Annotated in this window: 13 protein-coding genes; 10 read left to right on the top strand and 3 right to left on the bottom strand. The window is 70.6% G+C overall.

Features of this window, described 5'->3' with window-relative positions; all coding sequences use genetic code 11:
- Positions 1-4: 4 nt before the first annotated feature.
- Positions 5-844, bottom strand: coding sequence for an alpha/beta hydrolase (locus tag JOE46_RS19605; RefSeq protein ID WP_307861313.1), 840 nt, complete (start codon positions 842-844; stop codon positions 5-7).
- Between the two features lie 235 nt (positions 845-1,079).
- On the opposite strand from JOE46_RS19605, the gene JOE46_RS19600 reads away from it, so the two are divergent.
- Both JOE46_RS19600 and JOE46_RS19595 read left to right on the top strand, forming a co-directional pair.
- The gene (locus tag JOE46_RS19600) at positions 1,080-2,018 is read left to right on the top strand and encodes a DUF5996 family protein (RefSeq protein ID WP_209928171.1); all 939 of its coding nucleotides are present in this window, start codon (positions 1,080-1,082) and stop codon (positions 2,016-2,018) included.
- A 25-nt stretch (positions 2,019-2,043) separates the two neighbouring features.
- Entirely contained in the window at positions 2,044-2,904 is an 861-nt protein-coding gene (locus tag JOE46_RS19595; protein ID WP_209928169.1) for a hypothetical protein, read from the top strand.
- A 26-nt stretch (positions 2,905-2,930) separates the two neighbouring features.
- On the opposite strand, the gene JOE46_RS19590 is transcribed toward JOE46_RS19595, so the two are convergent.
- Positions 2,931-4,268, bottom strand: a complete 1,338-nt coding sequence (locus tag JOE46_RS19590; protein ID WP_209928167.1) for a YhgE/Pip domain-containing protein — start codon at positions 4,266-4,268, stop codon at positions 2,931-2,933.
- A gap of 72 nt (positions 4,269-4,340) precedes the next feature.
- Complete coding sequence (locus JOE46_RS19585) at positions 4,341-5,060, bottom strand: SIMPL domain-containing protein (protein WP_307861312.1); 720 nt, start codon at positions 5,058-5,060, stop codon at positions 4,341-4,343.
- Positions 5,061-5,186: 126 nt separating this feature from the next.
- On the opposite strand from JOE46_RS19585, the gene JOE46_RS19580 reads away from it, so the two are divergent.
- From JOE46_RS19580 to JOE46_RS19545, 8 genes are all read left to right on the top strand, one after another.
- On the top strand, positions 5,187-5,975 hold the full coding sequence (locus JOE46_RS19580; protein WP_307861311.1) for an alpha/beta fold hydrolase: 789 nt from the start codon (positions 5,187-5,189) through the stop codon (positions 5,973-5,975).
- Complete coding sequence (locus JOE46_RS19575) at positions 5,951-6,343, top strand: OB-fold domain-containing protein (protein WP_307861310.1); 393 nt, start codon at positions 5,951-5,953, stop codon at positions 6,341-6,343. Before JOE46_RS19580 ends, JOE46_RS19575 begins: the two co-directional genes overlap by 25 nt.
- A gap of 105 nt (positions 6,344-6,448) precedes the next feature.
- Positions 6,449-7,414, top strand: a complete 966-nt coding sequence (locus tag JOE46_RS19570) for a pirin family protein (RefSeq protein ID WP_209928161.1) — start codon at positions 6,449-6,451, stop codon at positions 7,412-7,414.
- 2 nt (positions 7,415-7,416) lie between these two features.
- Complete coding sequence (locus JOE46_RS19565; RefSeq protein WP_209928159.1) at positions 7,417-8,163, top strand: pirin family protein; 747 nt, start codon at positions 7,417-7,419, stop codon at positions 8,161-8,163.
- A 194-nt stretch (positions 8,164-8,357) separates the two neighbouring features.
- Positions 8,358-9,131 carry a pirin-like bicupin family protein gene (locus tag JOE46_RS19560; RefSeq protein WP_097213798.1) on the top strand — a complete coding sequence of 258 codons (774 nt, stop codon included), beginning with the start codon at positions 8,358-8,360 and terminating at the stop codon, positions 9,129-9,131.
- Between the two features lie 77 nt (positions 9,132-9,208).
- Entirely contained in the window at positions 9,209-10,114 is a 906-nt protein-coding gene (locus tag JOE46_RS19555; RefSeq protein ID WP_209928157.1) for a PaaI family thioesterase, read from the top strand.
- A gap of 98 nt (positions 10,115-10,212) precedes the next feature.
- A complete protein-coding gene (locus JOE46_RS19550) occupies positions 10,213-10,881 on the top strand; it encodes a DUF4190 domain-containing protein (RefSeq protein ID WP_209928155.1) in 669 nt (222 codons plus the stop codon).
- A 99-nt stretch (positions 10,882-10,980) separates the two neighbouring features.
- The gene (locus JOE46_RS19545; RefSeq protein WP_209928154.1) at positions 10,981-11,916 is read left to right on the top strand and encodes a protocatechuate dioxygenase; all 936 of its coding nucleotides are present in this window, start codon (positions 10,981-10,983) and stop codon (positions 11,914-11,916) included.
- The last annotated feature ends 80 nt before the right edge of the window (positions 11,917-11,996 follow it).

Genomic DNA, 11,996 nt, shown 5'->3' with positions numbered 1-11,996 from the left:
GCTCTCATCCCTTGAGGCGCGACCCCAGCCACTCGACCACGTCGTCGAGCACCTGCTCACGCTCCGGCTCGTTGAACACCTCGTGGAACAGGCCGTCGTACTCGGTGTACGTCAGATCCTGGGAGCCAACGATGTCCGCGATCATCCGGCTGCCGTTCACGTTCGCCAGCCCGTCCTCGCTGCCGTGTAGCAGCAGCAACGGAACCTGCAGTGTCGGCAGCCTGTTGGGCAGCGACTCGGCGTTGACGATCATCCCGCGGGCGATACCGGCGGGAACCCTGCCGTGGTGCACCAGCGGGTCGGAGTTGTAGGCGGCCACCACAGCCGGATCACGGGAGACCAGATTGGCGTCCAGCGACTCGACGGGTACCCGCGGCGCGTACCGGCCGAGGAACTTGCCGACCTCGACCACCACCTTGGGCACCCCGGTCGTCACGTCCACCGCCGGGGCGGACAGGATCAGCCCGGCCAGGTCGCCGGGGTGATCGAGCGCGTAGGTCAGCGCGATCGCGCCACCCATGCTGTGGCCGAGCAGGTACCGGTCGAGCCCGGGATGCTCGGCGGTTGCGATCCCGAACAGCCGCCCCAGGTCATCGGTGAAATCCGACCAGTCCTTGAGCTCGACGCGCTTGCCGCCCGAGCGACCGTGACCGCGATGGTCGGGCGCGTACACGACGAGGCCCAGTCCCAGCAGGCGTTCGACGACATGGTCGTAGCGGCGGGCGTGCTCGCCGAAGCCGTGCGCGAGAACCAGGACCGCGCGCGGCTCGCCGTCCGGCGTCCAGACGTCGTAGTCGATCCGGGTGCCGTATTTGCCGGTGAACGAGGACTCGGTGTGGGCCACGGATCCGAGTCTAGTGTCTCGTGCCCGAAGTCCATCGATGGTTGCCGGGGATCCACGTGGATGCATCGCAAGGCGGAGGAGTCCCAGGTAGCGGGGTTCTACCTGGGACTCCGATAACGCAGCGAGGCGCCGCGTGGGCCACGGCAACCGCGAGAAGACTTCGGGCGCGGGGCACTCGGTGGCAGACTCGGATGGGCATCGACGATTCCGGGGAGCATTCACCGAGGGAGCCACGATGACCGAGACGACGGCGACCGACGCGTGGCCCGCGCTGCGCCTCGACGACTGGACCGACACCCGCGACACCCTGCACATGTGGACGCAGATCGTCGGGAAGATCCGGCTCCAGCACGCGCCGCTGCTCAACCACTGGTGGCAGGTGACGCTGTACGTCACCGCCAGGGGGCTGACCACCTCGGCCATCCCGTGCGGCTCCCGGCTCCTCGAGATCGAGTTCGACTTCTGCGACCACGAGCTGCGCATGCGCACCAGTGACGGCGGCGCGCGCCGGATCCCGCTCGAGCCGAAGTCGGTGGCCGAGTTCTACGCCCAGACCGTGGCGGCACTCAGGGAACTGGGGGTCGAGGTGCGGATCCAGGCCGCCCCCAACGAGGTCGTGACGGCGATCCCCTTCGCGGAGGACGAGGTCCACGCCTCGTACGACGCCGCGGCCGCGAACCTGTTCTGGCGACAGCTGGTCCAGGCCGACCGGGTGCTGACCCGGTTCCGCTCGCACTTCGTCGGCAAGTGCTCGCCCGTGCACTTCTTCTGGGGCGCGATGGATCTGGCCTGCACCCGGTTCTCCGGGCGCGGCGCGCCGGTCCACCCCGGCGGGGCCCCGAACTGTGCGGACTGGGTGATGGTCGAGGGCTATTCCCGCGAGCTGAGCAGCTGCGGGTTCTGGCCCGGCGGCGGCGATGAGGGCGGCTTCTACTCCTACGCGTACCCGGCGCCGGACGGTTTCGCCGACCATCCGGTCGGCCCCGCTCAGGCGCGCTACAGCGCCGAGCTGGGCGAGTTCGTGCTGCCGTACGAGGCCGTGCGCACCGCCGCCGACCCGGACGCCGCGCTGATGGAGTTCCTGCAGAGCACCTACGAGGCCGCCGCGTCCCTGGGCAACTGGGACCGGTCCGCGCTCGAATCCGACCCGGCCCGCTGGGATCGGAACGCCTGAACAGCGCTCCCCTACTGTGTTGACGGTGCGATCGGAACTCAGCGCCCGCCTCGTCGCGACGCATCCCCTGCCCGGTGTGCGCGCGGGCTCGGCTCTGGTGCGTGTCGGCGACCGCCTGCTGGCTGTCCAGGACGACGCCTTCGGTGCCGCCTGGATCGACCTGCCCGGACTCGGTGTCACCCAGCTGCCGCTCAGGGGCGACGGCGCGGCGCTCGCCAAGAGGGACAAGCCCGATTTCGAGTCGGCGCTCCGCGCCCCGGACGGCAGCATCCACCTGCTGGGCTCCGGATCACTGGAGAACCGCTGCACGCTCGCGCGCATCGACCCCGAGGACGGCTCCGTCGCCCTGCACGAGTTCCCGGCCATCTATGACAGCGTCAGACTCGCGCTCGGTCTCGCCGATAGGCCCAACATCGAGGGGGCCGCGGTAGACGGATCACGGCTGCGGCTGTTCCATCGTGGCGCCGGCTCCGCGGCGAGTGCGAGCGTCGATCTGCCGCGGGGTGTCCTCGACGGCGACCGTCCGGAGGTGCTCGGGTTCACCTGGTTCGAGCTCGGCACGCTGAACGGGGTCGGCCTCGGCGTCACCGACGCAGCCGTCCTCTCCCCCGACCGCACGATGTTCCTCGCCGCCGCCGAGCAAACGGACGATGCCATCGCCGACGGTCCGGTCGCGGGTGCGGCGGTCGGCCTGATCGAGGGTACGGGTGGCCCGCTCTCGGTGCGCTGGACCCGGCTGCTCGAATCCGACGGCCGGCCCAGCGTGCGCAAGGTGGAGGGCCTGGCCGTGGACGACGATCTGCGCGGCGGCTGGCTGATCACCGACCCGGATGATCCGACCCGGTCCGCCGAGTTGTGCCGAGTGGAGCTCGACGGGATCGCCTGACGGTCGACGCGATCCCGCCCCCGGTGTCAGGGGGTCGCGGGCGGACCCGACGGGCGCCGCCGCAGCGACCACACCAGCGCACCCGCGAGCGCCGCGGTGGTCGCCGCGAACAAGATCGCGAGGTTCCTGGCGGTGAACAGTTCGACCCCGCCGTCGGATCCGCTTGTCTGGACCACCGCGACCGGCGCGCTGAGCACGGTCGAGATCCGATCCTGCTGCGCGGCATTGCGGGCGGGAATCGAGTTGACCCCCTTCGTCAGCTGCTCCCCGATCTGCGTCGAAACGGATTTGAGCTGGCTGACGCCGGTGAGGATCTGGTCCTTGGTGGTACCCAGCAGCGCGGGCGCCTGCTCCGCGATGGGGCCGATCCCGGCCTGGAGCTGGTTGCCGGCATCGGTGAGCTGCGCGGACACGTCCTGCAGCTGGCCGAGCCCGCTGCGCAGCGCGCCGCCCAGGTCGGTGTCGGGCCCGGCGTCGGCGCTCAGCAGCCCGGTGATCGCCGTCAGCTGACCGGACACAAGCGCGAGATCGGTCTTGGTCTGCTCCAGCGTCCGCACCATCTCGGGCTGGAGCCCGGTGGCACGCAGGGCCGCGGCCGCGGCGTCGAGACCGCCTTGCAGCTGCTGGGTGGAGCGGGTGACGTCACCGAGGGTGACGCCGAGTTCGGTCAATCGCCCGGACACCTCGGTCGCGGGGCCGACAGCGCCGTCCACCATCGCCGAGACCTGCCCGGCGACGTCGACGAGCTGGTTGGCGCCGTCGTTCGCCGTGGCCAGGAGCGGCAACACCTGGTCGGCCTGACCGAGCAGCTGCTGGACCTGCTTGTCCGCGGCGGTGGTCGCGGCCGTCAGCAGCTGGGACGGCAAGAGCGTCTGCTGCAACTGCGCCCGCGCCGAGGCGATCCCGGCCAGGACGTCCTTGATGCCCTGCGCCCCTGTCTGATCCGAGACGGTAGCCATCAACGCCGACATCGACTCCGTGTCCGCCGGCGAGCCGTCACCGTTGTAGTGCACCGCGAGTTCCGCCTGCCGGGGCGCATTGGTGGAGAGCGAGTTCACCGAGTCGGAGAAATCCGCCGGGATCGTGACGGAAGCCAGGTACGTATCGGCCGACCCCTCATCGGCCGATACCGTCGCCCATTCGAAGTCACCCGATTCCTGCAGCGCAGCGACGACCTGGTCGCCCGCATTCATCGGCTTGCCGTCGACCACCGCGCCCGCGTCCTCGTTGACGATCGCGACGGTTCGCGTCGACTCCCCCTCCGGTGCAACCAGGAAATAGACCCCGACGGCGGCGGCGAGGAGCGCCGTCACCGCGGCGATCACCCACGGCCCACGTCTCGAACTCGCATGTGCGGCAACCATAGGCCCGGACCGTACAGGCAGTCTCTGGCACCAGGGTGGCGCGAGTGTGAGAAGACTGTGAGGAAAGGGCGCTCAGTCGATGTCGTAGACGACAGCGACCGACACCGTCAGCTCCTGGCTGCCCGGCTCGATCGGCGTCGAGGGGGCTCGGTCGAGAGCGGCGCCGGGGTACGGGGCCGGCCCGGTGGCGGGCACCTCGGTGATCGAGCGGACCTCGCCGAGGCCGACCCCGGCGGCCTCCGCGATCTGCCTCGCCTGGGCCTGCGCCTGCCGCACCGCGTCGGCCCTGGCCTGCGCGCGCAGGTCGCTGTCGTCGGCGATGGAGAAGGTGGTCTGCTGGACCCGGACGGCATCGCCCGCCGCGGCCGCGGCGGCGTCGATCAGCCCGCCCGCCGCGCTGACATCGTGCACGGTCGCGGTCACCTGGTTCGTCACCTGATAGCCGGTGATCGCCGAGGAGTTCGGGTCATAGGTCGGTTGCACGGACAGCCCGCTGGTCTGGATGTCCTCCGCCCGCACCCCCTTCTCCTTCAGGGTGTCGATGAGGGCGTTCGCCCTGTTCGCGTTGTCCTGGAGGGCGCCGGCCGCGTCCGGTGCCTGCGTCTGCACGCCGAGCACCACGCTCATGGTGTCCGGCGTCCCGCTGACCTTCCCGGTGGCCTGGGTGCTGATCCCAGGGGGAGCACCGGTCCCCGCCTGCGCGTCAGACCCATCTGTGCAGCCGGCGGCGAGCAGTCCGACGGCGGATACCCCCAGTGCCGCGGCGGCGGTGCGTGTTCGTTTGGCGGCCACGCACCCACTATGGCCGATCCCCGCGGGGAACCGTCGGGTTTCGCGTCGCCGCGCCGTGCCCCACGAGAAACAGGTACGTGCCCCCGTGTTTCCACCGTGGTCCCGCGGGCCGCCCGAGGGAACAGTGTGATCCACACCACTGCCGAGCACGTCGAGGTTCCGATGACGCACCACCAGCCCCCGCCCCCGCGCATCCTCCATCCCGATCCGCGCCCCACACTGACCTCGCTGGACTCCGAGCTCGACGGGCGTTCCCTCGCCTACGGCGTCGCGGGCGAGGGCCCGCCGCTGGTCTTCCTGCACGGATGGGGCTCGAGCCATCGCACGTACCGGCAGTCACTGGAACGGCTCGCCCGCAACGGCGCGCGCGTGTTCGCGCCCTCGCTCCCGGGGTTCGGCGGTACGGCCGAGCTCCCACGCGGTGAGCGGCACCCCGCCGGTCACGCCCGGTGGCTTGGCCGATTCATCGACTCCGTCGGCGTTGACGAACCGGTCACCCTCGTCGGGCACTCCTTCGGCGGCGGCGTCGCCATCCAGACCGCCCACGACCTCCCCGACCACGTGGCCCGCCTCGTTCTGGTCAACTCGATCGGCGGCGGCGTCGGCCCCCGCGCCGCGGAGAACGGCCACCCGATCCGGGCGGGACTGCCGCACGAATGGCGCGCCACGACCGGCGGCGGCGACCAGACACTCCAACTCGACCGCCTGGCGGAACGCGGTCTCCCGGTGACGCTGCTCTGGGCTCGCGGCGATCAGGTGATCCCGAGGGCAGGCCTCGAGTCGCTGCGCACGGCGCTTCGTCGTCCGCCGGTGTTCACGGTCGCCGGCTCCCACGAATGGCCGGTCGGCGACCCGCACGGCTTCGGACACGCCATGAGGACCGTGCTGGCGTGGCCGCCGAGGGTCGCGGCATGAGCGCGCAGGGCACCGCGCCGGCCCACCCGTCCTCGCTGATGATCAATCGCTGCGTGCGCTGCGCAGCACTGCTCGCGCCGCTGACCGCATCCTGCCCGTCCTGCCAGGGCTCCGAACTCCGCTCGGTACCGTCCTCCGGCGCCGGGTCGATCGTGTCGTGGAAGGTGGCCGATCATCGGCCGGACGAGGCGCGCGGGGACTCCGCGCCCTCGGCCGTCGGGATCGTCGAGCTCGACGACGGCCCGCGGATCTACACGTGGATCGACGGCGAGGTCCCGGCGGGAGCCGACCGGGACGTCCGCGTCGAGTTCCAGCCCACAGCGGAGGACGGCCGGTTCCCGGTGTTTGCCGTCCGGCAGGCCTCCTGAACGGCTCGCGCGGCGGACGGCCGCGCCGGGAATACCTCCACCCCGCTGGTGTTGAGTCAGATGCACTAGTTGAACAATCAACTAACTGAGTCGGAGGAGCACCCCATGCCTGCCGTGACCGTCGACAACATCCTCGCCCTGCCCCGCATCACCGAGACCGCGCCCGAATCCGCGGCAAGGCCGGTGCTGGCGGTGACCACCGCCCCCGTCGGCTACGAGGGCGAGGGCTTCCCGGTGCGCCGCGCGTTCGCCGGCGTCGACCTCAAGCACCTCGACCCGTTCATCCACATGGACCAGATGGGCGAGGTGAACTACGCGCCCGGTGAGCCCAAGGGCACCCCGTGGCACCCGCACCGCGGCTTCGAGACCGTCACCTACATGATCGACGGGATCATGGAACACCAGGACTCCAACGGCGGCGGCGGCACGATCGGCGGCGGCGACACCCAGTGGATGACCGCGGGTGGCGGCATCCTGCACATCGAGACCCCACCCGAACACCTCGTGATCAGCGGGGGCCTGTTCCACGGCGTGCAGCTGTGGGTGAACCTGCCCCGCGACAACAAGATGGCCGCGCCCCGCTACCAGGACATCACCGGCAACAAGGTCGCGCTGCTGTCCTCGCCGGACGGCGGCGCCCTGGTCCGCGTCATCGCGGGCGAGGTCGACGGCCACCAGGGCCCCGGCTCCACCTACACCCCGATCAGCCTGGTGCACGCGACCATCGCCCCGGGGGCGCGACTGACGCTGCCCTGGAACCCCGAGTTCAACGCGCTCGCGTACGTCCTCGCGGGCGAGGGCACGGTCGGTGCCGAGCGCAGGCCGGTCCGGATGGGCCAGACCACGGTGTTCGGGCGCGGCGACACGCTGACCGTCGCTGCCGCGGACACCCAGGACTCCCGGACCGAGTCCCTCGAGGTCTTCATCCTCGGCGGCAAGCCGATCCGCGAACCCGTCGCGATGGCCGGGCCGTTCGTGATGAACACCAAGGCGGAGGTCATCCAGGCGTTCGAGGACTTCCAGGCCGGACGGCTGGGCTCGATCCCCGCCGCCCACGAGACGCTGGCGTAGCGATGTCGTCGATGGCGGTCCAACGCGCGGGCGACCGCGCGCACCAGCGCTACGGCTGGCTCGAGTCCTGGCAGAGCTTCCCCTTCGCGGGCAACTTCGACCTGGCCGCGAACGCACACGGGCTGCTGGTTGTCAACAACGAGGACATCGTCGACGCCGGGTCCGGATTCGACATGCACCAGCACCGGGACGCTGAGATCGTCACCTGGGTGCTCAGCGGATCCCTGGTCCACCAGGACTCCGAGGGGCACTCGGGGGTGGTCCACCCCGGACTCGCGCAGCGGATGAGCGCGGGCCGCGGCATCCTGCACTCCGAGCGCAACGACCGCTGGCGGGCGGACGGCACCCGGGGTACCGAGCCGGTGCACGTGGTGCAGATGTGGATCCCGCCGGACGAGTTCGGCATCGAGCCGAGCTACCAGGAACTACCCATCGACGCGGAGCTCGACAGCGGCCGGCTGGTCGCGGTGGCGTCGGGGCTGCCCCGGCACCGCGATCACGCCGCGATCGGGCTGAACAACCGGCACGCGGGGCTACACGCCGCCAGATTGCAAACTGGACAGTCGGTAACAGTGCCGGACGCGCCGTACGTCCACGTGTTCATCGCGCGCGGATCCGGCGATATCGAAGGGTTCGGCCGCCTCGACCAAGGGGATTCATTGCGGCTCACCGGGATCGGCGGCCAGCAGTACACCGCGGCCGAATCCACCGAGCTGCTGATCTGGGAGATGCATGCCGCGCTCAGGTGAGTCCGCGACAAGGGCCGCGGAACAGGTTTGACAGCAACACTTTTCAAGGAGATCGAGCATGATCGACGTCCCGGTTCGCGCCCACCGAAACGGGTCCGTCGTGCAACGGTCCCGCATCGGAGCCGACAACTGTGCACCGAGTCCTTGACGCCCTCGTACTCTGGAAACCCGAAGCACCACAAAGGAGGACGCCCATGACGGCACCCACCACACCGCACGTCGACATCCACCGCGCGGGCGATCGGATGAAGACCCGGATCTCCTGGCTCGACTCGAAGCACTCCTTCTCGTTCGGGCAGCACTACGACCCGGACAACACCCATCACGGCGTACTGATGGTCAACAACGACGACATCGTGATGCCGGGCCAGGGCTTCGACACCCATCCGCACCGGGACATGGAGATCGTCACCTGGGTGCTGCGGGGATCGCTGGTGCATCAGGACTCGATCGGGCATTCCGGCGTCATCTACCCGGGCCTGGCTCAGCGGATGAGCGCCGGCACCGGCATCCTGCACTCGGAGAAGAACGACTCCTGGCGCCTGGCCGGATCCCAGCACGACGAGCACGCCGAGCCGGTTCGATTCATCCAGATGTGGGTGCTGCCCGACGAGCCGGGCATCAGCCCCGGCTACGAGCAACTCGAGATCGACGACGAGCTGATGCGCGGCGGGCTGGTACCGGTGGCCTCCGGCATGCCCGCACACCGCAACCAGTCGGCCATCACGATCGCGAACCGGGGCGCCGCGCTGCATGTGGCGCGCCTGCAGCCGGGCGGCTCCGTACAGCTCCCCGAGGCCCCCTACCTGCATCTTTTCGTCGCCCAGGGCGAGGTGTCGCTGGAGGGCGCGGGCATCCTGTCCGAGGGTGACGCGGTCCGGCTCACCGCGTCGGGCGGTCAGCGATTGTCCGCCGACGCCCCGGCCGAGGTGCTGGTCTGGGAGATGCACGGCCGCCTCGGCGGCTGATCGGCGCGCCGGTCGGCGCGGGCCGCTCACCGGGACCGCGCGGCCGACCGTCGCGGCCCCGGTGATAGAGAAGACGCATGACCACCACGGAGAACCAGCGGCTCGACCGGCTCAACGAGCTGATGGGCGTGCAGGCCGTCGAACTCGCCCCCGGCCTGATCCGGTTCCGGCAGGAAGTCGGCCCGCGGTTCCACGACCATCGCGGCCGGACGGTCCTCGGGTCGATCGGGGTGCTGGCCGACAACGTGCCAGGCCGTGCGATCGGGAACGCGGTCCCCGAGGGAACCCAGGTCGTGTTGTCGCAGGTGGTCGCCGCGCTCGCCGGCCCACTGCCCCCGACCGGCACCATCGAGGCGAGGGGCAAGGCGGTCCGGATCGACAGCGCGGCGGGCACCGGACTGGCCACCGGCGACATGCGCGGACCCGACGGCGAGGTGCTCGTGGCGTTGCAGACCCGCGGGATGGTGGTCACCCGAGAAGCCGCCAACGCCGAGGCCGTGCTCCGGGGCGACGCCCTGCCCGTCGAGGCCGCCGAACCGGTCGCGGACGCCGCCGAGCTCGCCGACCGCCCCGGGCTGGAGATCGTGGAGAGCATCGGACGCGGCGCGCTGGCACGGGGCCCGCTCGCCGGACTGCTGGGCATGGGGTTGACCGAGGTCGCCCGGGGGCGCGTGATCGGCGAGTTCGCGCCTCGGAGCTGGATGAGCAACCCACTCGGATCCATTCAGGGCGGGGTGCTCATCTCCGCGGCCGACCTGATCACGGGTCTGGCCGCACAGACCCTCACCGCCCCCGGTCAGGGCTACGAGGCGCTCGACCTGAGGATCGACTTCGTCCGTTCCCCCGCGTCCGACGGCCCTCCGATCCGCGCCGAGGCCGAGGTACTCCGGGCCGGGCGGCGGCTGGCGCTGATCGAGTCGCGACTCGTCGATCCCTCCGGACGCTTGCTCGCGCGGGCGGCAGCCAGCGTCCAGCTGCGCTGACCGGGGTCGCGGCAATACGGTCTATCGAACCTCCAACGCGACTAGTCTGCGGGTGACTTGGCTTTTCCGGTGCCCATGGGTGAATCCGAGGAGAGACGATGACGAACCAGCCGCCGAACGGAACCCCGCCGCCGGAAGACCAACAGCCGCCGAACCCGCAAGAGGGAACCCCGCCGCCGGAAGGCCAGCCGCCGTACCCCGGTCCGCCGCAGGGCGGCGGACCCCAGTACCCGGGCCAGCCGTCGTACCCCGGTCAGCCCTATCCAGGTCAGCCCTACCCCGGCCAGCCGTACCCAGGTCAGCCGTACCCAGGTCAGCCGTACCCAGGTCAGCCGTATGCGGCGCAGCCATACCCACCGCCGCCCGCGCAGCCCCGCAACGGCGCGGGCATCACCGCACTCGTCCTCGGCATCTTCTCGGTGCTGTCCGTGTGGACCATCGTCGGCGGGATCCTGCTCGGGGCCGTCGCGATCATCGTCGGCCTCGTGGGCCGATCGCTGTACAAGAAGAGGCAGGCCACCAACGGCGGGGTGTCCCTCGCGGGCATCCTGCTCGGCCTCGCCGGGCTGGTCATCTCGATCGTGCTGGTCGTGATCGGGGTCGGTCTGTTCAACCATGTCGGCGGCAGGGACTTCGTCGACTGTATGCGGGACGCGGGCAACAACCGGGCCGCCCAGCAGCGGTGCGAGGACGAGTTCCGCAGCAACCTCGAGGATCGTTTCTCGGTCACGTTCGAGGCGCCGATGACCATGGTCCCGCCGCGCTGATCGCAACCGGCACCCAGGCACCTCGCAGCCCGCTGCCAGGGTGCTCACAGCCACCCGGTCGACGATGGGGAAAACCATCTACACCGAGCGGAGATCAACGTGAACGAGGACATCGAGCGCAGCCGCGCCCGCGTCAGCCGACGGCGAGCACTGGCCCTTGGCGGGACAGTCGGGCTCAGCGGGCTGATCGCGGCCTGCACGGGGAACGGCTCCGGCGGGACCACGACGAGCGCCTCCGCGTCCGCCACCGGCACGGCGGTCACCGCGAGCGGCGATGTGACCGCCCTGCTCGCCCGGGCCCCTCAGTGCGTCATGACCACCGAGGAGACGCAGGGCCCGTACTGGTTCGACGTCGACTCGATCCGCAACGACCTGCGTGAGGACCGACCCGGCGCCACCCTCGACCTGGCCATCCGGGTGCAGGACCTGCAGAAGTGCACCCCCGACGGCTCGGGTGGCGAGGTGGCCAATGCCGTCGTGGAGATCTGGCACTGCGACGCGGGCGGCGTGTACTCCGGCTTCGAGTCCGGTTCGCAGGGCGCCAACGGCGCTCCCCCCGAGGGCGGCCCTGGCGGGCCTCCCGAAGGTGGCAAGGGCCGGCCTCCCGAGGGTGGGCCAGGCGGGGCGGGTGGGAGTGTTCCCGGCGGCAACGCGACGGACTACTCCGACGGCTCGTACAGCAAGGGTGACAGCGAGTCGGCCACCACCGACGACGGCACCTACCTGCGCGGAGCGCAGACCACCGACGCCGACGGCATCGCGAGGTTCACCACGATCTTCCCCGGCTGGTATCAGGGCCGCACCACGCACATCCACCTCAAGGTGCACGTGGACAAGGCCACCGTGCTCACCTCGCAGCTCTACTTCGAGGAGGCGCTCATCGACGAGGTGTACGCGTCGGCGCCCTACGACGAGCACACCGGGCGGGAGAACAACGTCGACAACGCAGGCGACGGCATCTTCGATGAGTCCGGAATGGTGACGGCCGTCCGGGACGGAGACGGATACCTCGGCGCCATCAACATCGGGGTGTAGCACCGCGCACCTGTGCACGTGTTTCACCCCCACCTGGGTACAACTCACGCACGGTCGGCGGGGTCGCGGTAGAAATAGAG

The sequence above is a fragment of the Rhodococcus sp. PvR099 genome, assembly GCF_017833315.1.
Taxonomy (GTDB): Bacteria; Actinomycetota; Actinomycetes; order Mycobacteriales; family Mycobacteriaceae; genus Rhodococcus_G; species Rhodococcus_G oryzae.
This window is presented reverse-complemented; position numbering and strand designations above follow the sequence as displayed.

What these genes read in the sequence shown, in the direction of transcription:
- JOE46_RS19560 (WP_097213798.1), top strand. Translation starts at nt 8,358, where the DNA reads ATGACGGCACCCACCACACCGCACGTCGACATCCACCGCGCGGGCGAT.
- JOE46_RS19555 (WP_209928157.1), top strand. Translation starts at nt 9,209, where the DNA reads ATGACCACCACGGAGAACCAGCGGCTCGACCGGCTCAACGAGCTGATG.
- JOE46_RS19565 (WP_209928159.1), top strand. Translation starts at nt 7,417, where the DNA reads ATGTCGTCGATGGCGGTCCAACGCGCGGGCGACCGCGCGCACCAGCGC.
- JOE46_RS19600 (WP_209928171.1), top strand. Translation starts at nt 1,080, where the DNA reads ATGACCGAGACGACGGCGACCGACGCGTGGCCCGCGCTGCGCCTCGAC.
- JOE46_RS19570 (WP_209928161.1), top strand. Translation starts at nt 6,449, where the DNA reads ATGCCTGCCGTGACCGTCGACAACATCCTCGCCCTGCCCCGCATCACC.
- JOE46_RS19590 (WP_209928167.1), bottom strand. Translation starts at nt 4,268, where the DNA reads ATGGTTGCCGCACATGCGAGTTCGAGACGTGGGCCGTGGGTGATCGCC.
- JOE46_RS19550 (WP_209928155.1), top strand. Translation starts at nt 10,213, where the DNA reads ATGACGAACCAGCCGCCGAACGGAACCCCGCCGCCGGAAGACCAACAG.